We start from the raw sequence: 23,635 nt of genomic DNA, 5'->3' as shown, positions 1-23,635 counted from the left end.
CTCGCTCAGTTGGAAATCTCGTGGCCCTTGCGCACCACGCGCTTGGGCAGGTCGCCGCCGAGCCAGTAGGCCAGGTCGGCAGGGCGTTCGATCTGCCAGGCAATGAAGTCCGCCACCTTGCCGACCTCCAGCGAACCGTGGCTATCGCCCAGGCCAAGCGCCGTGGCGGCATGGGTCGTCACGCCGGCCAGGGCTTCTTCGGGGGTCATGCGGAACAGTGTGCAGCCCATGTTCAGCATCAGCCGCAGTGAAAGCCCCGGCGAGGTGCCGGGGTTGAGGTCGCTGGCCAGGGCGATCTTCACGCCGTGGCGGCGCAGGGCGTCCATCGGCGGCAGCTGGGTTTCACGCAGGAAGTAGAAGGCGCCCGGCAGCAGCACGGCAACGGTGCCAGCCTCGGCCATGGCAATGGCATCTTGCTCGGTCATGAACTCCAGGTGATCGGCCGACAGCGCCTGGTAACGCGCCGCCAGGCTGGAGCCATGCAACGACGAGAGCTGCTCGGCGTGCAGCTTGACCGGCAGGCCCAGCTCGCGGGCCTTGATGAACACCCGCTCGACCTGTGCCGGGGAAAACGCCAGGTGTTCGCAGAAGGCATCGACTGCGTCCACCAACCCTTCCTCGGCCAGCGCCGGGAGCATCTCGTCGCAGACATGCGCGATGTAGTCATCCGCCCTGCCCGCAAACTCAGGCGGCAAGGCGTGGGCAGCCAGGCAAGTGGCACGTACCGCCAGCGGCAACTCCTCCGCCAGGCGCCGGGCCACGCGCAGCATTTTGCGCTCGTTGGCCAAGTCCAGGCCATAGCCGGACTTCACCTCGATCGTGGTCACGCCATCGCGCATCAGGGATTGCACGCGTTGGCGAGCGCTGGCGAACAGTTCATCTTCGCTGGCGACGCGGGTAGCGCGCACCGTGCTGGCGATCCCCCCCCCTTGTGCGGCGATCTCGGCATAGCTGACGCCCTGCAAGCGTTGCTCGAATTCACCGCTGCGGTTGCCGCCGAAAACCGCATGGGTGTGGCAGTCGATCAGCCCCGGGGTGACCCAGGCGCCGCCCAGGTCCACGGTGCGGGTGATGTCCAGCGCGGGCACATCGGCACGCGGCCCGATCCATTCGATCAAGCCGGCATTGCTGACGATTGCCGCATCCTCGATGATCGAGTAGCGGCCCTGGGCCATGGTTGCGGCGTGGCAGTGCTGCCAGAGGGTTCTCATACACAGTCTCCGTTACGCGGCATCACAGGCTTGGCAACACGCCAGCCGGCAACAACTGGGTCAACTCGCCTTGCGCCAACAGCGCACAGGCTTTCTCGATATCCGGCGAAAAGAAGCGGTCGTGGTCATAGTGCGGCACTTCGTGGCGTAGGATCTGGCGCGCCTGCTCAAGCTTCGCCGAAGTCTTCAGCCCTTCACGCATGTCCAGCCCCTGGCACGCGCCCAGCCATTCGATGGCCAGCACGCCGCGGGTGTTCTCGGCCATCTCCCACAACCGCTTGCCCGCCGCCGGAGCCATCGACACATGGTCTTCCTGGTTGGCCGAGGTCGGCAGGCTGTCGACGCTGTGCGGGTGCGACAAAGCCTTGTTCTCGCTGGCCAGCGCCGCCGCCGTGACCTGGGCGATCATGAAGCCGGAGTTGACCCCACCGTTGTTCACCAGAAATGGCGGCAGTTGCGACATGTGCTTGTCCATCATCAGCGAGATGCGGCGTTCGCTGAGCGCACCGATTTCGGCAATGGCCAGGGCCAGGTTGTCGGCCGCCATGGCCACCGGCTCGGCGTGGAAGTTGCCACCCGACACCACATCACCTTCGGCGGCGAACACCAGCGGGTTGTCCGACACCGCATTGGCCTCGACCGCCAGCACTTCGGCGGCCTGGCGCAGCTGGGTCAGGCACGCGCCCATGACCTGTGGCTGACAACGCAGCGAATAGGGGTCCTGGACCTTGCCGCAGTTCTGATGCGACTGCGAAATCTCGCTGGACTCGCCCAGCAGGTCTCGGAAGCATGCGGCAGTGTCGATCTGGCCGCGCTGCCCACGTGCCTCGTGAATGCGTCGGTCGAACGGCGAACGCGAGCCCAGCACTGCTTCGACGGTCAGGCCGCCGCAGGCGATGGCTGAGGCGTACAAGTCCTCTGCTTCGAATAGGCCGCGCAGGGCGTAGGCAGTGGACGCCTGGGTACCGTTGAGCAGTGCCAGGCCTTCCTTGGCAGCCAGGGTCAGCGGTTCCAGGCCAGCCACTGCCAGGGCTTGGCTGGCGGACAGCCATTCGCCTTTGTACCGCGCCTTGCCTTCATCCAGCAGCACCAACGACATGTGCGCCAGCGGCGCCAGGTCGCCGGACGCACCCACCGAACCCTTGAGCGGGATATGCGGGTAGACCTCGGCATTGACCAGTTTGATCAAGGCATCGATGACCTTGCGCCGGATGCCGGAAAACCCACGGCTGAGGCTGTTGATCTTCAACACCATGATCAGCCGGACCATAGCATCGTCCAATGGCGCGCCGATGCCGGCCGCGTGCGACAGCACCAGCGAGCGTTGCAGGTTTTCCAGGTCGTAGCGGGCGATGCGGGTCGACGCCAGCAGCCCGAAACCGGTGTTGATGCCGTAGGCGGTGCGATCGTCAGCGATAATGTTTTCGACCACGGTCACGCTGGCATTGATGGCCGCATCCGCACTGGCATCCAGCTTCAGCGACACTGGTGCATGGTAGATGCGGCGCAGTTGAGCCAAGGTCAACTGGCCAGGGATGAGGTTCAGGGCTTCCATGTGCATTCTCCTTTCAATTCTTCAGTGCAAGGCCGGCAGCACGCGCTGCGGCGAAGTTTTCAGCAGGGTGGCGGCGCGGGCAATATCCGGCGCCAGCCAGCGGTCTTCCAGGTAAGCCGGTACCTGCTCGCGCAGCAGGCGCCAGGCGGCACCGGTGCCGGCGCCGAAGCGCTGGTCTTTGAGGAATTCGAAGGCCTGGGCGGCCAGCAGGTACTCGATGGCCAGGATCTGGGTGCAGTTTTCCAGCACCTGGTGCAGCTTGAGCGCAGCGTTGGTGCCCAGGCTCAGGTGATCTTCCTGCAGGCCCGACGTCACGAAGTTATCGAGCACCGCCGGCTGCGCCAGTTGGCGGTTCTGTGCGCACAGCGAGGCGGCGACGTACTGGACGATCATCATTCCCGAGTTGACGCCGGGGTTGCTGACCAGAAACGCTGGCAGGCCACTGACGTGCGGGTTGATCAGACGGTCCAGGCGGCGCTCGGCAATCGAGCCGATCTCGGCCATGGCGATGGCCAGCAGGTCAGCGGCCATCGCCACTGACTGGCCATGCGGGTTGGCCTGGGAAACCACGCGGAAGTCTTCCGGAGTGCCCAGCAACAGTGGGTTGTCGTTGGCGCCGTTGAGCTCGCTCTCAGTCTGCTTCGCGGCGTGGGCCAGCTGGTCGCGGACGGCGCCGTGCACCTGCGGGATGGAGCGGATGCTCAGGGCGTCCTGGGTGCGGATGCCCTTGCTCGCGGCGATCACTTCGCTGTCCGCCAGCAAGGCGCGCAGGTTCTCGCCGACCACCTGCATCCCCGGATGCGGCTTGAGGGCGATGATCTCGGGATCGAAAGCGGCGATCTGGCCACGCTGCGCCTCGAAGCTCATGGCGCCAATCACGTCGGCCCACTGCAGCAGGCGGCTGGCATCATCCAGCGCCAGGCAGGCCAGGCCGGTCATGCACGGCGTGCCATTGACAAGACACAGACCGTCCTTGGCGCCCAGTTGCACCAGTGCCAGGCCTTCGGCTGCGAGGGCATCGGCGGCATCGACGATCTGCCCTCGATAGCTGACCTTGCCGATGCCCAGCAAGCTCACGCCGACATGGGCCATGTGGGTCAGGTAGCCGACCGAGCCCTGCGACGGCACCTGCGGGGTGATGCCGTGGTTGAGCAGCGCCAGCAGCGCTTCGACCACGCCGCGCTGCAGGCCCGACTTGCCGTGGCTGTAATTGGCGATGGCGGCGCAGATGATCGCCCGAGTCTGCTCGTCGGGCAGCGCCGGGCCAACGCCGCAGGCGTGGCTGAGCAAGGTGTTGCGCGACAACTGGCTGAGCTGCTCGCCCTGCAGCGACACATTGCACAGCGCGCCCAGGCCGGTGTTCACACCATAGGCGCGCTCACCGCTTTCGACGATATGACGGACGATCGCCTGGGCATTGTCGATGCGCGCCCAGACCTGCGGCGCCAGCTCCAGCCGCGCGCCGTGGCGGGCCACGGCGGCGATATCCTGCCAGCGCAGCGCGCTGCCTGTGAAGATGACGGTTTCAACCTGCGACATGCTGCTCCTCATACCGCGACCGCGCGGCGCTGGACGAAGCGGTCGACGTATTCGTCGGCCGGGTTGTGGAGGATCTGGTGCGGCGTGCCCACCTGGATCAGCCGGCCATCCTTGAGGATGGCGATGCGGTTGCCGATGCGCACGGCTTCGTCCAGGTCGTGGGTGATGAACACGATGGTCTTGTGCAAGGTCTTCTGCAGCTCCAGCAGCTGGTCCTGCATTTCGGCGCGGATCAGCGGGTCGAGGGCGCTGAAGGCCTCGTCCATGAGAATGATGTCGGTGTCGGCCGCCAACGCCCGGGCCAGGCCGACGCGCTGGCGCATACCGCCGGACAGTTGATGCGGGTATTTTTTCTCGTAGCCTTTCAGGCCCACGGTCTCGATCCACTGCTGGGCACGCTCGGCGCACAGTTGCTTGCTCTCGCCCCGCACTTTCAGGCCATAGGCGACGTTGTCCAGCACGTTACGGTGCGGCAGCAAGCCGAAGCTCTGGAACACCATGCTGATCTTGCGTCGGCGAAATTCGCGCAGGGCCTCCATGTCGTACTGCAGGATGTCTTCGCCATCGACCAGGATCTGCCCGCTGGTGGGGTCGATCAGGCGGTTGAAATGGCGCACCAGGGTCGACTTGCCCGAGCCGGACAATCCCATGATCACGAAGATCTCGCCGCTGCCGATGGACAGCGACAGGTCGTTGACCCCGACCACACAGCCAGTCTGCGCCAGCACCTGCTCCTTGCTCTGGTTGTTGCGGATCAACTGCAGGGCCTCGTCGGCGCGGTCGCCGAAGATCTTGAAGACGTTCTTCACCTCGATCTTGCTGATCGGCTGCGTGCTCATTGGTTCACCTCATGGCGTGGCCGGCCATAGGCCTGGGTAATGCGGTCGATCACCACCGCGAGAATGACGATGGCCAGGCCCGCTTCGAGGCCGCGGCCGACGTTGAGGGTCTGGATGCCGATCAGCACGTCCTCGCCCAAGCCACGGGCACCGATCATCGAGGCGATCACCACCATCGACAGGGCCATCATGGTGGTCTGGTTGATGCCGGCCATGATGCTCGGCAGCGCCAGCGGCAGCTGCACGCCAAACAGCTGCTGCCAGCGGTTGGCGCCGAAGGCGTTGATCGCCTCCATCACTTCGCCGTCGACCTGGCGAATCCCCAGGTCGGTCAGGCGGATCAGCGGCGGCGCGGCGTAGATCACCGTGGCGAAGATCGCCGGCACCTTGCCCAGACCGAACAGCATCAGCACCGGGATCAGGTACACGAAGCTGGGCATGGTCTGCATGATGTCCAGCAGCGGCATCAGCACTGCGCGCAGGCGATTGCTGCGTGCCGACAGGATGCCCAGCGGGATGCCTATCAGCACCGAGATCAGCGTCGCCACCAGCATCAGCGCCAGGGTCTGCATCAGCTTGTCCCACAGGCCGACGGCGCCGACCAGGAACAGCAAGCCGGTGATCACCAGGGTCGGCAGGATGCGTCGGGTGGCGTGCCAGGCGATCACCGCCACCACGCCGAGCATCAGCCACCACGGGGTGGCACGCAGCAGGCCTTCGAGGCTGACGATGGCCCATAGCAGTGTGTCGGAGATGTGCCGGAACACATCGCCATAGTTGGTCACCAGGGCGTCGACCCAGCCGTTGACCCAATCGGCGATGGAGAATGTCAGGTTGTCAGGAAACATAGGTTCCACTCATCGGCTGAGGACGCTCAGAGCGCCGCGTTGATCTTCTTGGCAGCCTCTTCGCTGACCCAGGCTTGCCAGACTTCAGGATGTTCCTTGAGGAACAGCTTCGCCAGCTTCGGCGACTCGATCCGATCCTTGGTCATGCGCGCCAGGTTCTGGTTGAGCAGGTCGATCGGCAGGTTGACCTTTTCCAGCACTGCGACCAGCTCTGGCGCCTGTTCGTGGAAGGTTTTCGACAGCCCGACCTTGATTGACACGGTCTTGTCCACGCCGGCTTTTTCCTGCAGCTTGACCAGATCGACCTGGCCCATCAGCGGGGTTGGGGTCCAGTAGTAGAAGAGGATCGGCTCGCCGCGCTTGTAGCTCGACAGCACTGCAGCATCCAGCGCCGGGCCGGTGCCGGGGCGGAAGTTGGTGTAGCTGCTCTCCAAACCGTAGTCCTTGAGCATCTTGCTGTTGTCCAGTTCGCAGGTCCAACCGGCCGGGCAGTTGTAGAAACGGCCTTTGCTCGGTTCTTCCTGGTCCTTGAACACGCTGGAGTATTGGCCCAGGTCGGCCACGTTCTTGAGCTCTGGCGCCTTGGCTTCGAGCTTGCGCTTGGCGTCGCCTTCGATCACGTAGCGGGGCACGTACCAGCCTTCTTCCGCGCCCACCACCGGGGCGCCGACGCCGACCACCTTGCCGGCGGCCTCGGCCTTCTTCCAGACCTCGCTGCGGCCGACCCACTCTTCGGCGAACACCTGGATGTCATTGCTGCCCAGGGCGTTTTCCATGGTGATGGAATTGCCGGGCAGGCTGTCGGTTTCACAGCCGTAGCCGTTCTTCAGCACGAATTGCATCACGTCGGTCAGCAGCATGCCGCTTTCCCAGTTCAGCCCGGCGAACTTCACCGGCTTGCCAGACTCGCACCAGCCAGCGGCCTGGCTGCTGCCGGCAGCGCCGAGCAGGCCGAGGGCGAACAGCGAGGCAAGCAAGGTCTTGTTGGTTTTCATTGCGTGACGCTCCCAAACTTGAAAATGGAAATCGGCAGCCTTTTAGAAATGGCTGATTGGGGCCGCTGTGCGGCCCCAAGGTGTGTCAGCCGGTAATCATCGGCAGGTTCAACCCCTGCTCTTTGGCGCAATCGATCGCAATCTGGTACCCCGCATCGGCGTGACGCATCACCCCGGTGGCCGGGTCGTTGGTCAGCACGCGGGCGATACGCTCGGCCGCCTCGTCGGTGCCATCACACACAATGACCATGCCAGAGTGCTGCGAGAAGCCCATGCCAACGCCGCCGCCATGGTGCAGCGAGACCCAGGTCGCGCCGCTGGCGGTGTTCAACAGGGCGTTGAGCAGCGGCCAGTCGGACACCGCATCCGAACCGTCCTGCATGGCTTCGGTCTCGCGGTTGGGGCTGGACACCGAGCCCGAATCGAGGTGGTCGCGGCCGATCACGATCGGCGCCGACAGCTCACCGCTGCGCACCATTTCGTTGAACGCCAGCCCCAGTTTGGCGCGCAGGCCCAGGCCTACCCAGCAGATACGCGCCGGCAGGCCCTGGAAGCTGATGCGCTCGCGGGCCATGTCCAGCCAGCGGTGCAGGTGGGCGTCGTCGGGGATCAGTTCCTTGACCTTGGCGTCGGTCTTGTAGATGTCCTCGGCATCGCCGGACAACGCCGCCCAGCGGAACGGGCCGATGCCGCGGCAGAACAGCGGGCGGATATAGGCCGGGACGAAACCTGGGAAATCGAAGGCATTGGCAACGCCCTCTTCCTTCGCCATCTGGCGGATGTTGTTGCCGTAGTCGAAGGTCGGCACGCCCTGCTTCTGGAAGTCGAGCATGGCTTGCACATGCACGGCCATGGACTGTTTCGCGGCCTTGACCACGGCGGCCGGTTCGGTCTGCGCTCGGTCGCGGTACTGCTCCCAGGTCCAGCCGGCCGGCAGGTAGCCATTGAGCGGGTCGTGGGCGCTGGTCTGGTCGGTGACCATGTCCGGGCGCACGCCACGCTTGACCAGCTCCGGCAGGATCTCGGCGGCGTTGCCGTGCAGGGCGATGGAGATGGCTTTGCCTTCGGCGGTGTACTTGGCGATGCGCGCCAGGGCATCGTCGAGGTCGTTGGCTTGTTCGTCGACATAACGGGTGTCGAGGCGGAAATCGATGCGGCTCTGCTGGCATTCGATGTTCAGCGAGCAAGCGCCGGCCAAGGTCGCGGCCAATGGCTGGGCACCGCCCATGCCACCCAGGCCGGCGGTCAGTACCCACTTGCCCTTGAGGCTGCCGCCGTAGTGCTGGCGACCGGCTTCGACGAAGGTTTCATAGGTGCCCTGGACGATGCCCTGGCTGCCGATGTAGATCCAGCTGCCGGCGGTCATCTGACCGTACATGGCCAGGCCCTTGGCATCCAGTTCGTTGAAGTGCTCCCAGTTGGCCCAGTGCGGCACCAGGTTGGAGTTGGCGATCAGCACGCGCGGGGCGTTGGCGTGGGTCTTGAACACGCCGACCGGCTTGCCCGACTGCACCAGCAGGGTTTCGTCGTCGTTCAGGTTAGTCAGGCTCTCGACGATCTTGTCGTAACAGGCCCAGTTGCGCGCGGCGCGGCCAATGCCGCCATACACCACCAATTCTTTCGGGTTTTCGGCTACCTGCGGGTCGAGGTTGTTCATCAGCATGCGCAGCGGGGCTTCGGTCAGCCAACTTTTGGCCGTCAGCTTGTTGCCACGCGGGGCGCGGATCTCGACGTCACGGAATTTGTTGAGTTTGTTGTCAGTCACGAAAAGTGCTCCTCGGGTGCGTACAGCGCGAATGGGGACGGCCTATCCACTTTCGCGCACTTGGCTTTACTTGTACATACAAGCATATGCAATTGAATTGCCAAGTCGTGGTCCAGCGCTTTTTCCAACCGTGCCGAGAGCGGAACAGCCCACGTGATTCGTGGGCTGCACTGATGAACAAAAAAAATTGCCGTGGACTCGAGAACAGGGTGGTAACGAGACGGCATTGCGCCATCTTGGGGCGTTCGGTAACAGACGGAGGCGTTACCACGTAACTAGATGTTGCCTATACCGGCCTTATCGCCGGTAGCATCGTGACTAGATATGGGTGAGCTCGATGACACAGCAGCGACCCAGCAGATCCACTTCAGCCAGTTGATCGTTGCCAGTGAGCTGCAAGCAGTCATACCGCTCCAGCGCCGGCTGCATCTGACCATCGATGCTCACCTGCAGCGCTGCCTGGGCACTGAACACCAGCACGGTACTGGCCGCACTGAACAGCCGGCTGTCGCCGTTGAACCACTGCAACCGCGCCCGGTAACGGGCAGGTGCGTAGATCAGGTTGAAGTCACGGATCGCCTTGCCCAGCAGCGCACAGCTCACCTGGCTTTCGCCCCTGAATGCATAGGCATCGAACGGCAACAACGAGCGGCTGTGTTCACCGTCCACCGTCAGGCGCATGCCATCGCCCTGCAGCACGGTGATGACGCGCTGGTAACCGGCGAAGCTGGAAAAACCACCGGATGCTTCGATATCGGCAATCGACAGGCGCCAGCCGAAGCCATCCAGCCCATCGCCCGCATCGCGGGTGATCTCTTCGGTGAAACCACCGCCGTTCTTCCACGGCATGCGCGGGTAGTCCTTGGCACGCAACCACTGCAGCTGTCTCATTTGCTGAAACGTCCTTCCAGGCGATGGCGGGAACCGGGGTGGATCAACCGCGCCGCGGTCACAGGCTGGCGACCGGACCAGGTGCGACGGCGGATCAGCAGGCAAGGTTCGCCGGGTTCGATCTGCAGCAGCCGGCACTCTTCAGGCTCGGCCAGAATGGCCTCCACCACGTGTTCGCCCTCGGTCAGCGGCGCCACCTGGGACAGGTAGGCGTAAGGCGTCTGCCGGGTGAAGTCCTGCTTGAGGTAGTCGGGGGCGATTTGTGCATTGACGTAACGGTCTTCGATCTGCACCGGCACACCGTTTTCGTAATGCACGATCAGCGAATGGAACACCCGCTGGCCTTCGCGCATGTCCAGGGCCAGGGCGCGCTCGGAGCCGGCAGCCTCCTCGGCCAGGGTGATCACCTCACAGCGATGCTGGTGGCCACGCGCGGCGATCTCATCGGCTATGTTGTTGACCTCGAACAGCGCTGAGCGCGTCTTGGGCTCGGCGACGAAGGTACCGACACCCTGCATGCGCACCAGCAGCCCTTCGGCGGTAAGCTCGCGCAACGCGCGGTTGATGGTCATGCGGCTGAAGCCCAGTTGGCTGACCAGTTCGCTCTCTGACGGCACCCGGTGATGCGGCGGCCAGCTGCCATTTTCGATCTGCTGGATGATCATCTGTTTGACCCGGGCGTACAGCGGCGCCGGGCCCTCGCCCATCTGGGTGACCAGCGCGGAGACAGGAGGTGTCGGCACGGCGTTTGATCCTTGTGCTAATGGGGTGAACGGTAGCTTGCCGGAGTTTACCCGGCAGGCAAACGGCTGTATATGTATATACAAGTCGAACAATAACAGGATACCGCAATGCCCGCCTATTACGCTGAACATGCCCTTTTGCCCACCGGCTGGGCGCGTAGTGTCCGTTTCGAGGTAGCCGCCGATGGCCATCTGACCGCAGTGCAGGCGGATGCCAGTGCCGACGGCGCCGAGCGCCTCAACGGGCCAGTGTTGCCGGGCATGCCCAACCTGCACTCGCATGCATTCCAGCGCGCGATGGCGGGCCTGGCGGAAGTGGCGGGCAACCCCAACGACAGCTTCTGGACCTGGCGTGAGCTGATGTACCGGATGGTCGGCAAGATCACCCCGGAGCAACTGGAGGTCATCGCCCGTCAGCTGTACATCGAGATGCTCAAGGCTGGCTACACCTCGGTGGCCGAATTCCACTATGTGCACCATGACCCCGCGGGCAAGGCCTACGCCGACCCGGCCGAGCTGTCGCGCCGCATCAGCGCTGCAGCCGCCAGCAGCGGCATCGGCCTGACCCTGCTGCCGGTGTTGTACAGCCACGCCGGTTTCGGCGGCCAGGCGCCCAATGAAGGGCAACGACGCTTCATCAATTCCACCGAGCAATACCTGCAACTGCAAGCGCAGCTGTCCCCGGTGCTGGCGGCACAACCTGCGCAGCAGCTGGGCCTGTGCTTCCATTCGTTGCGCGCGGTTAAACCGGGGCAAATTGACGAGGTTCTGGCTGCCAGCGACCAGCAGTGCCCGATCCACATTCATATCGCCGAGCAACAGAAGGAAGTCGACGACTGCCTGGCCTGGAGCGGAATGCGCCCACTGCAGTGGCTGTATGAGCATGTGCCGGTGGATGCGCGCTGGTGCCTGGTGCATGCCACCCACGCACAGCCCGGCGAAGTAACGGCCATGGCTCGCAGTGGCGCCGTGGCCGGGCTGTGCCTGACCACCGAGGCCAATCTGGGTGATGGGATATTCCCGGCAGTGGATTACCTGGCCCAGGGTGGACGCATGGGTATTGGCTCCGACAGCCATGTGTCACTGAGCGTGGTCGAGGAGCTGCGCTGGCTGGAGTACGGCCAGCGCCTGCGCGACCAACGGCGTAACCGGTTGTATCGCGAAGACCAGCCGATGGTTGGGCGCACCCTGTATGACGCTGCACTGAGTGGCGGTGCGCAAGCGCTTGGGCAACCGGTTGGCGAATTGGCGGTGGGCAAACGTGCCGACTGGCTGGTGCTCGATGGTCAGGACCCGTACATCGCCATGGCCGATGGCGATGCCATTCTCAACCGCTGGCTGTTCGCCGGGGGCGATCGCCAGGTGCGCGATGTGATGGTCAATGGGCAGTGGGTGGTGCGCGAAGGGCGGCACGGGCAGGAAGGGGAAAGCGCGCAGGCGTTCCTGGAGGTATTGCGGCAACTGTTGGGTCAATGAGTAGGAGCGGCTTCAGCCGCGAACACCGGCGAAGCCGGTGCCAATCACCGCGTCGCCTGCTTCGCGGCTTAAGCCGCTCCTACAGGGGGCATACAACAGCGTCAATGCATCTGCACGATCTGCTTGTCCGCCATCCGCCAGATCAACCGGCTGGTGTCATAACCCTGCTGGCGGGCCTTGGCCAGCAGGCTCTCGCGCTCCCATGCCGGCAATGTCGGCGTGCGCGACAGTATCCACAGGTACTTGCGGTCGGGGCTGCCGACGACTGCCGTGCGGTAGCGATCATCCACGTAGAGGATCCAGTACTCGCCCTTGGTCAGCCCCGGCACCACGCGGGTGAACCAGTTGTCGAACTCCACCCACAGCCTGTCGGTATGCCCCGGCTGCTGGATGTTGGCATGGCCCTCGGCGCGCAGCCATTCATCACCCATCGTGCGGCAGCGGTTGAGCACGCCGTACGAGCCATCGGGCTTGAGGTTGTAATGCGCCTCGGACTGCGCACACTCGCTCTGGTACGGCATCGGCAAACGCGCCAACTCGTACCACTTGCCCTGATACCGCTTGAGGTCGACGTTGCCGGCGGTCTTCGGCGCCAGCGGGTCGTTGGCCGAGGTGGCGCAGCCACCCAACAGCATCACCAGGCACAACCCCAGCAGCAGGTGCAAACGCGTCATTTGAGGCCCTGCCCTGAATACATCAACACCTTGTCAGCGGCGTACTGCACGCTGATGAAGCTCTTCTCGTCCCCCCAGGTGCAACTGCTCATGCCCAGCGCGCCGGAGCACTCGGTGGGCGTGCCGAGCAGTTGCTCGACCTCGGCCTTGTTCATACCGGCCTTGAGCTTGGAATAGTTTTCCTGATTGATCTTGCTGCACGCAGTCAGGACGACGCACAAGGACAACAGGGCGAGGGAACGCAACGACATGAAGGAACACTCCTGAAAGGTGGATGCAGGCGAGTGGCCTGCAGTGACCTTCGACGGGAAAATCCCTCCCTGGTTCCCTGCCACCCCCCCTTTCGTTCTACACCGTTGGTCGCCTGGTGCCGCGCAAACGATTAATGTTTTGCCGCGCCGCGTCGACACAGCGAGCACGCTGTGACGCATGGTCGCAGCGCCACCTCCGCCTTGCCTTGTGCAGATCACAAAAAATGACCAAGAACCTGAAGTTCAGCCACAAGATCCTGCTCGCCGCCGCCCTGGTGGTGGCCGTCGCCTTTACCTGTTTCGTGCTGTTCAACGACTACCGCCAGCGCCAGTCCCTGCGCAGCGATACCCAGACCAACCTGCAGGACCTCGGCAGCCTCACCGCCGGCAACATTGGCAACTGGCTCGACAGCCGTATCCAGCTGCTCGACTCGCTGGCTCAACAGATCGCCGTCGACGGCCCAGGCAAAACCAGCCTCGACCGCAGCCTGGCACTGCCGGTGTATGCCAGCAACTTCCAGCTCACCTATTTCGGCGGCCAGGACGGCAGCATGCAATCGGTACCGGTCGGCAGCCGCGCCGCCGACTACGACCCGCGCGTACGCGGCTGGTACAAGGCGGCCGGCGCCGCCAACCGGACCATCGTGACCGAGCCCTACATCTCGGCCTCGGCCGGCAAACTGGTGATCACCCTGGCCACCCCCGTGCAGCAGGCGGGCCGGATGATCGGCGTCAGCGGTGTCGACACCGACCTGCAAACCATCAGCAAACTCATCAACACCCTCGACTTCGATGGCCACGGCCACGCCTTCATCGTCACCGGCGAAGGCAAGATCCTCATACACCCGAAGGCAGACCTCGCGCTCAAGACCCTGGCTGACGTTTATCCTGTCGACACGCCACGCATTGGCACAGGCCTGAAGGAAGTCGAGCTGGACGGGCGCAAGCAGTTCATCAGCTTCACCCACGTCGACGGCGTGCCTTCGGCTGACTGGTACGTGGCACTGGTGGTCGATCAGGACGCTGCGTTCGCCATGCTCAGCGAGCTGCGCAGCTCGGCCATGGTCGCTACGCTGATCGCCGTGCTGGTGATCATCGCCCTGCTCGGCTTGCTGATTCGCGTGCTGATGGAGCCGCTGCACCTGATGGGCCGGGCCATGCATGACATCGCCGAAGGCGAAGGTGACCTGACCCGGCGCCTGACCATCCACGCCCAGGACGAATTCGGCAGCCTTGGCCAGTCGTTCAACCGCTTCGTTGAACGTATTCACGAGTCGATCCGCGAAGTGGCTTCGGCCACCGGCCAGGTCAACGCGGTGGCGACGCAGGTGGTAAACGCCTCGAATGCTTCGATCCAGAACGCCGATCAGCAGTCCAGCCGCACCAGCAGCGTGGCGGCGGCCATCAACCAGCTCGGCGCCGCCGCGCAGGAAATCGCCCAGAACGCGGCACTGGCGTCGCAGCACTCCAGCGACGCTCGCGGCCTGGCCGAAGAGGGCCAACAGGTGGTCGGGCGCACCATCGATGTGATGAACCAGCTGTCGGCGCGCATCAGCGACTCGTGCGGCAACATCGAAACGCTCAATGCCCACACTGCCAACATCGGCCAGATTCTCGACGTGATCAGCGGCATTTCGCAGCAGACCAACCTGCTGGCGCTCAACGCCGCGATCGAGGCCGCCCGTGCCGGTGAGGCGGGCCGTGGCTTTGCCGTGGTCGCCGATGAAGTGCGCAACCTGGCCCACCGCACCCAGGAGTCGGCGCAGCAGGTGCAACGCCTGATCGAAGAACTGCAGGCCGGCGCGCAGATGGCCGTCAGCACCATGAACCAGAGCCGTGAGCACAGCGACCACAGCGTGGGCATCGCCAACCAGGCGGGCGAGCGCCTGGGCAGTGTGACCCAGCGCATTGGTGAGATCGATGGCATGAACCAGTCGGTCGCGACCGCCACCGAAGAGCAGACGGCCGTGGTCGAGTCGATCAATGTCGACATTACCGAGATCAATACGTTGAATCAGGAAGGGGTGCAGAACCTTCAGAGCACGTTGCGTGCCTGCACCGACCTTGAGCATCAGGTCGATCGGTTGAAGCATCTGGTGGGCAGTTTCAGGATCTGAGTTCGATGGTGTCAGCTTCGCGGCTGAAGCCGCTCCCACAGAAGAGATTGCAGTTCATCCTGTAGGAGCGGCTTCAGCCGCGAAGAGGCCGCCACAGGCGACCTAAAACCTCGACCCAGGCTCCAGCAAAAAGTCCATCTCTTCGCTGGTGCTCGGCCGCTCCAGCAACAGGTTGCGATGCGGGAAACGTCCGAACCGGGCAATCACCCGCTGATGCTGCTCGGCGTAATCCAGAAAGCCTTCGAACAAGCGCCGTTGGGCTTCAGGCTGCTCATCGAGCAGCACCTGATAGCGCTCCACGCTCAGGTTCTGCCAATCCAGCACCTCGGCATGCTCCAGCACCAGCAACACGAACACCCGCTGGATCGGCAGCAGCTGATAATCCCAGCCCTTCTGCAGCCCCTGCATCGCCACCACCTGGGCACGCCGGTCGCCCTCGAAGGCACGCGGCGTGTCGCGGTAGATCATGCGTGGCAGCTGATCCAGCAGGATCAGCAGGCCAAGCCAGCCCTGCGGGCTCTGTTGCCACTCGTCGAGCCCGCCCGCCAGGGCCTGCTCGACCAGGTCGCCGAACATCGCCTGCGCGTCGGCATCGTGATGCTTGCCGAACCACAGCGTGCTCTTCTCGTCAGCCACGGCCTGGGCACTGGTGCCCCAACCGAACCACCATTCCAGCAACGGCTGCCAAGGTGCGAGCATGACTTACTCCTTGTGATAGGCGGTAACGCGCTCGACCTCTTCCTTCGAGCCGAGAATGACCGACACGCGCTGGTGCAGGCTCTCCGGCTTGATGTCGAGGATGCGCTCGTAACCGTTGGTGGAGGCGCCGCCAGCCTGTTCGATGATGAACGACATCGGGTTGGCTTCGTACATCAGGCGCAGCTTGCCCGGCTTGCTTGGCTCGCGGGCATCGCGCGGGTACATGAACAGGCCGCCACGGGTGAGGATGCGGTGCACGTCGGCCACCATCGAGGCGATCCAACGCATGTTGTAGTTCTTCTTCAGCGGCCCGGTCTCGCCGGCCAGCAGCTCGCCCACGTAGCGCTGTACCGGGGCTTCCCAGTGGCGCTGGTTGGACATGTTGATGGCGAATTCGGCGGTGGTGGCCGGAACCTGAATGTTCTCGTGGGTCAGGACGAAGCTGCCCAGTTCGCGGTCCAGGGTGAAGCCCTTGACGCCATTGCCCAGGGTCAGGATCAGCATGGTCTGCGGGCCGTAGATGGCGTAACCGGCGGCGACCTGCTGGGTGCCTGGCTGCAGGAAGGCGTTTTCGTTGAGGGCTTCGTTCTGGCTCAGGTACTCGTTAGGGCAACGCAGTACCGAGAAGATGGTGCCGACCGAAACGTTGACGTCGATGTTCGACGAACCGTCCAGCGGGTCGAACACCAGCAGGTAGGCGCCTTTCGGGTATTTGCCCGGGATCTGGTAGGCATTGTCCATTTCTTCGGAGGCCATGCCGGCGAGGTGACCGCCCCACTCGTTGGCTTCGAGCAGGATGTCGTTGGAAATCACGTCCAGCTTCTTCTGCACTTCGCCCTGCACGTTTTCGGTGCCCATGCTGCCCAGTACGCCGCCGAGGGCGCCTTTGGACACGTGGTGGCTGATTTCCTTGCACGCACGCGCCACCACTTCGATCAGGAAGCGCAGATCGGCAGGGGTACTGTTGCTGCGGGTCTGCTCAATCAGATAGCGACTCAGGGTAACGCGGGACATGTATGGCTCCGAACGGATAGGGGGATTAAAACCCCCGCAGTTTACAGGGAGAGTTGAATGCTAGCGAGCAAAGAGACTCGCTGGGCAGTCAGACGGCACATTAGGTCGGTAGTTCAGCCCTTGCCAGGCCGGCTGTCGAGTGGGGCCGCTGTGCGGCCCCAAACGCTCAATCCAGCGCCTTCCAGATATCGGTCGCATATTCACGAATGGTCCGGTCCGAAGAGAACCAGCCCATCCGCGCCGTGTTCAGCACCGCCATCCGCCACCATTCCTGCGGCGTGTGCCACAGTTCCTCGACACGCCGCTGGGCATCCCAGTAGGCATCGAAGTCGGCGCAGACCAGGAATCGGTCATAGGCCACCAGCCCGTCGATCAGCCCGGCATAGCGCCCAGGGTCATCCGGCGAGAACACGCCACTGCGGATCGCCTGCAGCACATCGTTCAAGCGGTTGGAGGCGGCGATCGCAGCACTGGCACCAAAGTCACCGGCCCGCTTGCGCGCCTCGACCTGCTGCGCGGTCAGGCCGAAGATGAACATGTTGTCGGCGCCCACCTGTTCACACATCTCGACGTTGGCACCGTCGAGGGTGCCGATGGTCAACGCGCCATTGAGGCCGAATTTCATGTTGCTGGTGCCCGAGGCCTCGTAGCCGGCCGTGGAGATCTGCTCCGACAGGTCCGCCGCCGGGATGATGCTCTCGGCCAGGCTGACGTTGTAGTTGGGCAGGAACACCACCTTGAGCAGGCCACGCACGGTGGGGTCGTTGTTGACCACACGGGCGATGTCGTTGGCCAGCTTGATGATCAACTTGGCCTGGTGATAACTGGCCGCAGCCTTGCCGGCGAAAATCTTCACTCGTGGCACCCAGTTGGTGCCCGGGTCGTTGCGGATCGCCTGGTACAGCGCCACGGTGTGCAGCAGGTTGAGCAATTGGCGCTTGTATTCGTGGATGCGCTTGACCTGCACATCGAACAGCGCCTCGGGGTTGACCGTAACCCCCACGCGGTCCTGGATGATGCTGGCCAGCGCGCGTTTGCTGTGCAGGCGCTGAGCGGCGAATTGCTTGCGGAAACCGCCCTTGTCGGCGAAGGGCACCAGATCGGCCAGCCGCCCCTCGGGGTCGTCCAGCAGCTCCGGGCCCAGTGCCTCGACCAGCATCGCCGTCAGTTGCGGGTTGGACTGGTACAGCCAGCGGCGGAAGGTGATGCCGTTGGTCTTGTTGTTGATCCGCTGCGGGTAGAGCTTGTGCAGCTCGGCGAACACCGTGCTCTTCATCAGCTTGCTGTGCAGCGCCGACACCCCGTTGACGCTGTGCGAGCCAAGGAACGCCAGGTTGCCCATGCGCACCCGGCGGCCGTTGTCCTCTTCGATCAACGACACCGAACGCAACACGTCGAAGTCGTGCAGGCCCTTCGCGCGCAGGGCATCAATATGGAAGGCATTGATCAGATAGATGATCTGCATGTGCCGTGGCAGCATGCGCTCCATCAGCGCCACCGGCCAGGTTTCCAGGGCTTCGGGCAGCAAGGTGTGGTTGGTGTAGGCCAAGGTGCCGACGGTCAGTTCCCAGGCCTTTTCCCAGGGGATTTCATGCTGGTCGACCAACAGCCGCATCAACTCGGCCACGGCGATCGAGGGGTGCGTGTCGTTGAGCTGGATCGCCGCCGCATCGGGCAGGGTGAGCAAGTCCTTGTGCATGTTCAGATGACGTCGCAGCAGGTCCTGCAGCGATGCCGAGACAAAGAAATACTCCTGGCGCAGGCGCAGTTCCTGGCCAGCCTCGGTACTGTCGGCCGGATACAGCACTCGCGAGATGCTTTCGGCACGCGCCACTTCGGCCACCGCGCCCAAATGATCACCGGCGTTGAAGCGCTCCAGGTGCAGCTCTTCCAGCGCCCGGGCACGCCACAGGCGCAGCGTGTTGACGCTGGCCCCACGCCAGCCGACCACCGGCGTGTCATACGCCACCGCACGCACCGTTTCACCCGGCGTCCAGACCTGCCGCTGCTGGCCGTGGCCATTACTTACCGTTTCGACGCTGCCGCCAAAGCTGATCGGGTAGATCACCTCGGCGCGCTCGAACTCCCACGGGTTGCCAAAATCCAGCCAGTTCTCGGTCTGCTCCTGCTGCCAGCCATCGACCATGGCCTGACGGAACAGCCCGTGTTCATAACGGATACCGTAGCCGTGGGCGGCGATGCCCAGGGTCGACATGCTCTCCATGAAGCAGGCCGCCAAGCGCCCCAGGCCACCGTTGCCCAGTGCGGCGTCCGGTTCGAGCAAGCGAATACGCTCCAGGTCCACATCCAGACCTTCCAGCGCATCGCGGGCGATGTCCAGCAAGCCCAGGTTGCTCAGGCTGTCGTAGAGCAGGCGGCCAATCAGGAATTCCAGAGAAAGGTAATAGACCCGCTTCTGACTGCGTCGATACGCTTGGCGGGTGTGGTCCATCCAGTGATCGACCATGTGATCACGGGCGGCCAGGGCAATGGCCTCGAACCAGTCGTGGTCGAAGGCGTGCTCCGGGTCCTTGCCGACCGCGTAGGTCAGCTTGTCCAGTACAGCGGCGCGAAAGTCGGCCACCTCGGCATCACGTGCTTTTGGTTCCTGGGACATGCGGCATCCTCGGGCAAATTGACGAAAGCGCAGGGAGATTGATGAGACTAGACCCTTCGACAGGGAGTGACAGCCTGTGTTCGCAGTTTTCATGCCCACGTTGCCAATCCGGCAAAAGGTTGTTCACAAATTGAACAACTCCGGTATCATCGCGCGCCCCAAGACCGTGATCCACCACCCATAACGATGAAAACGACCCTGATTGCCGCGGCCGAAGTCGACCGCCTGGAAACCTGGCAGCGCTACGCCAGCCATATGTGCGGGGGCTGCCATTCGACCTGCTGCACGCTACCCGTGGAAGTGAAGATCAAAGACCTGATCCGCATCGGCGTGGTGGACGAGTTCGAAAAGGACGAGCCGCCGAAGAACGTGGCCAAGCGCCTGCAGAAGGAAGGCATCATCGAGCGCTTCAACCAGAAGTCAGGGATCTTCACCCTGACCCGGATGAGCAACGATGACTGCATGTACCTGGATCGTAAGAGCCGGCTGTGCACCATTTATGACAAGCGCCCGGATACCTGCCGGAACCACCCGAAGATCGGGCCACGGCCGGGGTATTGTGCTTACAAGCCGAAGGTTGCCTCGCGCTGATTGATGGCCTGTCAGGGCCTCTTCGCGGCTTTAGCCGCGAAGAGGCCAGCAAAGCCAGCGCACATTCTGCAGACAAATAAAAACGCCCCCGGCCTTTCGACCGGGGGCGTATTCATTCAGCCAGAACTAAATTAGCTGTTCTTGGCTTTCTTGGCAGCGCGGGTACGCTCGCTTTCGTCCAGGATCTTCTTGCGAAGACGGATGGACTTCGGCGTCACTTCGCACAGCTCGTCTTCCTGGATGTATTCCAGAGCCTGTTCCAGGGTGAAGCGAACTGGCGGAACCAGGGCGATGACTTCGTCTTTACCCGAAGCACGCATGTTGTCGAGCTTCTTGCCCTTGGTAGGGTTGACGCCCAGGTCGTTGTCGCGGCTGTTCTGGCCGATGATCTGACCGTTGTAGATCTCTTGACCGTGCTCGACGAACAGCTTGCCACGCGCCTGCAGGGTTTCCAGGGAGTAGGTCAGCGCCTTGCCGGTTTCGACCGAAACCAGTACGCCGTTCTGACGGCCGGACATGTGGCCGGACTTCACCGCGTCGTAGCGATCGAAGATCGAGGTCAGGATGCCTGCACCGTTGGTCAGGGTCAGGAACTGGTTACGGAAACCGATCAGACCGCGAGCCGGGATGTTGTATTCCAGGCGTACACGGCCCTTGCCATCCGGGACCATGTTGGTCAGGTCGCCTTTACGCAGACCCATCTCTTCCATGACCTTGCCCTGGGATTCTTCAGGGATGTCGATGGTGACGTTTTCGAACGGTTCCTGCTTCACGCCGTCGACTTCACGGATGATCACTTCAGGACGGCCCAGGGCCAGCTCGAAGCCTTCGCGACGCATGGTTTCGATCAGTACCGACAGGTGCAGCTCACCACGGCCCGAGACCTTGAACTTGTCTGGGGAGTCGGTTTCTTCAACGCGCAGGGCAACGTTGTACAGCAGTTCTTTGTCCAGACGATCCTTGATGTTACGGCTGGTGACGAACTTGCCTTCCTTGCCGCAGAACGGCGAGTCGTTGACCTGGAAGGTCATCGAAACGGTAGGCTCGTCAACGGTCAGCGGCTTCATCGCCTCGACGGCAGTCGGGTCGCACAGGGTGTCGGAGATGAACAGCTCGTCGAAACCGCTGATGCAGACGATGTCGCCAGCCTGGGCTTCTTCGACGTCGACGCGGTGCAGGCCGTGGTGGCCCATCAGCTTGAGGATACGGCCGTTACGCTTCTTGCCGTCGGCGTCGATGGCAACAACCGGGGTGTTCGGCTTGATGCGACCACGGGCAATACGGCCAACGCCGATCACACCCAGGAAGCTGTTGTAGTCCAGTGCGGAGATCTGCATCTGGAACGGGCCGTCACGGTCTACAGCTGGCGCCGGGACGTGGTCGATGACTGCCTGGTACAGGGCGGTCATGTCTTCGCCCATTTCGGTGTGGTCCAGACCGGCGATGCCGTTCAGGGCCGAGGCGTAGACGACTTTGAAGTCCAGCTGTTCGTCGGTGGCACCGAGGTTGTCGAACAGGTCGAAGATCTGGTCCAGAACCCAGTCAGGACGCGCGCCCGGACGGTCGACCTTGTTGATCACGACGATTGGCTTCAGACCAGCTTCGAAAGCCTTCTTGGTCACGAAGCGGGTTTGCGGCATCGGGCCGTCTTGTGCGTCGACCAGCAGCAGCACGGAGTCGACCATCGACATTACACGCTCAACCTCGCCACCGAAGTCGGCGTGGCCGGGGGTGTCGACGATGTTGATGTGGTAGCCATTCCAGTTGATGGCGGTGTTTTTCGCCAGAATGGTAATACCGCGCTCTTTTTCCTGGTCGTTGGAGTCCATGACGCGCTCGTCGTTGAGCTCGTTACGCTCCAGAGTGCCGGACTGACGCAGGAGTTTGTCGACCAGGGTGGTTTTACCATGGTCAACGTGGGCGATGATGGCGATGTTACGCAGATTTTCGATCACAACTGTATCTCGATCAGAGGATTCGGTTGCCGCCAGTCTAGGCGGCCAATATGAAGGTATAAGGCTCAGCAGGCCCGGCGGTCGGGAGGGCGATGGCGGATGCTGCCGCCATACAGCCCTGGCGTCTTATGTCGGACGATAAACACGCACATTGGCATGTCCCTCACTGAGCAGGTGGTGTGCGTGCAAACGGCTCATCACACCCTTGTCGCAATACAGCAAGTACTGGCGCGTGGGGTCCAGGTGCTTGAACTTGCTGTTGATCGCATAGAACGGCATGGCCTGGACTTCGATACCGTCCAGCGCCAAGGGTTCGTCTTCCTGGGCATCGGGGTGACGAATGTCGATGACGATCTGGCCCGGCAGTGCCTCGGCCACTTCCTCGATTTCGATGTCCTTGCCCAGCTCATCGATCACATGGTCGATGGAAATGAATTTGGCCCGTTCGAGCGCGCGCTCCAGCACGGCCATGTCGAATTGCTTTTCTTCATGCTCCATGCGGTGACGCTTGGCGTGGGTGGTCGGGTTTACCGAGATCACGCCGCAGTATTCAGGCATGTGCTTGGCGAAGTCGGCGGTGCCGATTTCGGTGGCCTGGTCAATGATGTCCTGCTTGTGGCTGGCCAGCAACGGGCGCAGCACCAGCTTGTCGGTGGCCGAATCGATGATCGACAGGTTCGGCAGCGTCTGGCTCGATACCTGGGAGATCGCTTCGCCGGTCACCAGCGCTTCGATTTGCAGACGATCGGCCATGTGCGCAGCGCCGCGCAGCATCATGCGCTTGAGGGTCACGCCCATGTAGCTGTTGTCGACCTTGTTGAGAATCTCGCCGACCACCTCTTCGAACGGCACGCTGATAAACAGCACGCGCTGGCTGCTGCCGTATTTCTTCCACAGGTAGTGGGCGACTTCCATCACGCCAAGCTCGTGGGCACGGCCGCCGAGGTTGAAGAAGCAGAAGTGGGTCATCAGGCCGCGGCGCATCATCTGGTAGGCCGCCACGGTGGAGTCGAAGCCACCGGACATCAGCACCAGGGTCTGCTCCAGGGCGCCCAGCGGATAGCCGCCGATACCGTTGTGCTGGTTGTGGATCACGTACAGGCGCTGGTTGCGGATTTCGATGCGTACCAACACTTCGGGGTTCTTCAGCTCGATACCGGCGGCGCCGCACTGCTGGCGCAGCTGGCTGCCGACGTAACGGTCGACGTCCATCGAGGTGAAGTCATGGTGGCCACCGCGCTTGCAGCGCACGGCGAAGTGCTTGCCGGCCAGCAGGTGACCGAAATGCTGCTTGCACTTGGCGACGATGTCGTCGAAATCACCCAGCGGGTATTCCTCTACCTGCAGGAAATGGGTGATCCCCGGTGTGCAGGTGAGGCGCTCGATCATCTCGCGCTGGACCTTCTCGTCCTCGACGCGGGTGACCACTTCGAGATTGTCCCAGACACCATCGACCACGAGTTCAGGATCGAGGTCCTTGAGCACGTTGCGGATGTTCTTGCCGAGCTGGCGGATGAAGCGCTTGCGCACTGGCCGGCTCTTGATGGTGATCTCTGGGAAGACTTTGACGATAAGTTTCATTGGTTTAACAGCGCGCGCAGGGCCTGCCGAAAATGAGGGGCGCGAATTATAGCGGAAATTGCTCAGGATTTGAGCAACTTTTGATCAGAAGGTTTGAGATAGGTGCTGGAGGGGTTTTCTGCGGCGCCTGTGCGGGCCTCTCGCGGATGAATCCGCTCCTACAGATGGCGCGATGCCCGTAGGAGCGGATTCATCCGCGATGAGGCCCTCAAAAACAGCACGACAATAAAGCACTGCACCAACTTGGTGCTTGACCTGGTTTTCCTGCCTCCTA

19 protein-coding genes and 1 pseudogene are annotated in these 23,635 nt (G+C 63.0%); 4 read left to right on the top strand and 16 right to left on the bottom strand.

Annotation, left to right across the window (positions count from 1 at the left end; translation table 11 throughout):
* Window positions 1-5: 5 nt before the first annotated feature.
* From hutI to hutC, 9 genes are all read right to left on the bottom strand, one after another.
* Window positions 6-1,211, bottom strand: a complete 1,206-nt coding sequence (hutI, locus tag ACIQUF_RS18435) for an imidazolonepropionase (RefSeq protein WP_403133983.1) — start codon at window positions 1,209-1,211, stop codon at window positions 6-8.
* 22 nt (window positions 1,212-1,233) lie between these two features.
* Window positions 1,234-2,766 (bottom strand): histidine ammonia-lyase, encoded by a 1,533-nt coding sequence (hutH, locus tag ACIQUF_RS18430; RefSeq protein WP_403133980.1) that lies wholly within the window; start codon window positions 2,764-2,766, stop codon window positions 1,234-1,236.
* Window positions 2,767-2,787: 21 nt separating this feature from the next.
* Complete coding sequence (gene hutH / locus ACIQUF_RS18425; protein ID WP_403133978.1) at window positions 2,788-4,305, bottom strand: histidine ammonia-lyase; 1,518 nt, start codon at window positions 4,303-4,305, stop codon at window positions 2,788-2,790.
* Window positions 4,306-4,313: 8 nt separating this feature from the next.
* Window positions 4,314-5,144 carry a glycine betaine/L-proline ABC transporter ATP-binding protein gene (locus tag ACIQUF_RS18420; protein WP_403133975.1) on the bottom strand — a complete coding sequence of 277 codons (831 nt, stop codon included), beginning with the start codon at window positions 5,142-5,144 and terminating at the stop codon, window positions 4,314-4,316.
* Window positions 5,141-5,992: an ABC transporter permease gene (locus ACIQUF_RS18415; protein ID WP_400796504.1), complete on the bottom strand. Its 852-nt coding sequence runs from the start codon at window positions 5,990-5,992 to the stop codon at window positions 5,141-5,143. The genes ACIQUF_RS18420 and ACIQUF_RS18415 overlap by 4 nt, the downstream gene beginning before the upstream one ends.
* Before the next feature lie 26 nt (window positions 5,993-6,018).
* Window positions 6,019-6,987 (bottom strand): ABC transporter substrate-binding protein, encoded by a 969-nt coding sequence (locus ACIQUF_RS18410; RefSeq protein WP_403133973.1) that lies wholly within the window; start codon window positions 6,985-6,987, stop codon window positions 6,019-6,021.
* A gap of 85 nt (window positions 6,988-7,072) precedes the next feature.
* A complete protein-coding gene (gene hutU, locus ACIQUF_RS18405) occupies window positions 7,073-8,752 on the bottom strand; it encodes a urocanate hydratase (RefSeq protein WP_403133971.1) in 1,680 nt (559 codons plus the stop codon).
* 318 nt (window positions 8,753-9,070) lie between these two features.
* Complete coding sequence (locus ACIQUF_RS18400) at window positions 9,071-9,643, bottom strand: HutD family protein (RefSeq protein ID WP_403133969.1); 573 nt, start codon at window positions 9,641-9,643, stop codon at window positions 9,071-9,073.
* Window positions 9,640-10,350: a histidine utilization repressor gene (hutC, locus tag ACIQUF_RS18395; protein ID WP_403134463.1), complete on the bottom strand. Its 711-nt coding sequence runs from the start codon at window positions 10,348-10,350 to the stop codon at window positions 9,640-9,642. The genes ACIQUF_RS18400 and hutC overlap by 4 nt, the downstream gene beginning before the upstream one ends.
* 144 nt (window positions 10,351-10,494) lie before the next feature.
* Between hutC and ACIQUF_RS18390 the strand changes: the two genes are divergently transcribed.
* Window positions 10,495-11,862 (top strand): formimidoylglutamate deiminase, encoded by a 1,368-nt coding sequence (locus tag ACIQUF_RS18390; RefSeq protein ID WP_403133966.1) that lies wholly within the window; start codon window positions 10,495-10,497, stop codon window positions 11,860-11,862.
* A gap of 101 nt (window positions 11,863-11,963) precedes the next feature.
* Here ACIQUF_RS18390 and ACIQUF_RS18385 read toward each other — a convergent pair whose 3' ends face one another.
* Window positions 11,964-12,536 carry a lipocalin family protein gene (locus ACIQUF_RS18385; protein WP_403133964.1) on the bottom strand — a complete coding sequence of 191 codons (573 nt, stop codon included), beginning with the start codon at window positions 12,534-12,536 and terminating at the stop codon, window positions 11,964-11,966.
* Window positions 12,533-12,787, bottom strand: coding sequence for an outer membrane protein assembly factor BamE (gene bamE, locus ACIQUF_RS18380; protein ID WP_079230016.1), 255 nt, complete (start codon window positions 12,785-12,787; stop codon window positions 12,533-12,535). The genes ACIQUF_RS18385 and bamE overlap by 4 nt, the downstream gene beginning before the upstream one ends.
* Window positions 12,788-12,921: 134 nt before the next feature.
* Here bamE and ACIQUF_RS18375 point away from each other — a divergent pair.
* Together ACIQUF_RS18375 and ACIQUF_RS18370 are read left to right on the top strand one after the other, a co-directional pair.
* Window positions 12,922-14,049: pseudogene (locus ACIQUF_RS18375) on the top strand (cache domain-containing protein); the annotation flags it as partial.
* Window positions 14,050-14,073: 24 nt separating this feature from the next.
* Window positions 14,074-14,904 carry a methyl-accepting chemotaxis protein gene (locus ACIQUF_RS18370; protein WP_403134461.1) on the top strand — a complete coding sequence of 277 codons (831 nt, stop codon included), beginning with the start codon at window positions 14,074-14,076 and terminating at the stop codon, window positions 14,902-14,904.
* 102 nt (window positions 14,905-15,006) lie between these two features.
* Here the strand turns inward: ACIQUF_RS18370 and ACIQUF_RS18365 are convergent, their stop codons facing one another.
* From ACIQUF_RS18365 to ACIQUF_RS18355, 3 genes are all read right to left on the bottom strand, one after another.
* Entirely contained in the window at window positions 15,007-15,603 is a 597-nt protein-coding gene (locus tag ACIQUF_RS18365; RefSeq protein ID WP_403133962.1) for a DUF924 family protein, read from the bottom strand.
* A gap of 3 nt (window positions 15,604-15,606) precedes the next feature.
* Window positions 15,607-16,617: a class 1 fructose-bisphosphatase gene (locus ACIQUF_RS18360; protein WP_400796483.1), complete on the bottom strand. Its 1,011-nt coding sequence runs from the start codon at window positions 16,615-16,617 to the stop codon at window positions 15,607-15,609.
* Between the two features lie 166 nt (window positions 16,618-16,783).
* Window positions 16,784-19,234, bottom strand: coding sequence for a glycogen/starch/alpha-glucan phosphorylase (locus tag ACIQUF_RS18355; RefSeq protein ID WP_403133959.1), 2,451 nt, complete (start codon window positions 19,232-19,234; stop codon window positions 16,784-16,786).
* Between the two features lie 186 nt (window positions 19,235-19,420).
* Between ACIQUF_RS18355 and ACIQUF_RS18350 the strand changes: the two genes are divergently transcribed.
* On the top strand, window positions 19,421-19,825 hold the full coding sequence (locus ACIQUF_RS18350) for a YkgJ family cysteine cluster protein (protein ID WP_400796477.1): 405 nt from the start codon (window positions 19,421-19,423) through the stop codon (window positions 19,823-19,825).
* A 131-nt stretch (window positions 19,826-19,956) separates the two neighbouring features.
* Here the strand turns inward: ACIQUF_RS18350 and typA are convergent, their stop codons facing one another.
* Window positions 19,957-21,780 carry a translational GTPase TypA gene (typA, locus tag ACIQUF_RS18345; protein ID WP_016489590.1) on the bottom strand — a complete coding sequence of 608 codons (1,824 nt, stop codon included), beginning with the start codon at window positions 21,778-21,780 and terminating at the stop codon, window positions 19,957-19,959.
* A gap of 126 nt (window positions 21,781-21,906) precedes the next feature.
* Window positions 21,907-23,361 (bottom strand): tRNA uracil 4-sulfurtransferase ThiI, encoded by a 1,455-nt coding sequence (gene thiI / locus ACIQUF_RS18340; protein ID WP_403133958.1) that lies wholly within the window; start codon window positions 23,359-23,361, stop codon window positions 21,907-21,909.
* Window positions 23,362-23,635 lie beyond the last annotated feature (274 nt).

Source organism: Pseudomonas sp. NPDC090233, assembly GCF_044772285.1.
Classification (GTDB): domain Bacteria; phylum Pseudomonadota; class Gammaproteobacteria; order Pseudomonadales; family Pseudomonadaceae; genus Aquipseudomonas.
The sequence above is the reverse complement of the archived record's forward strand: the minus strand, read 5'-3'. Positions and strand labels throughout refer to the sequence as shown.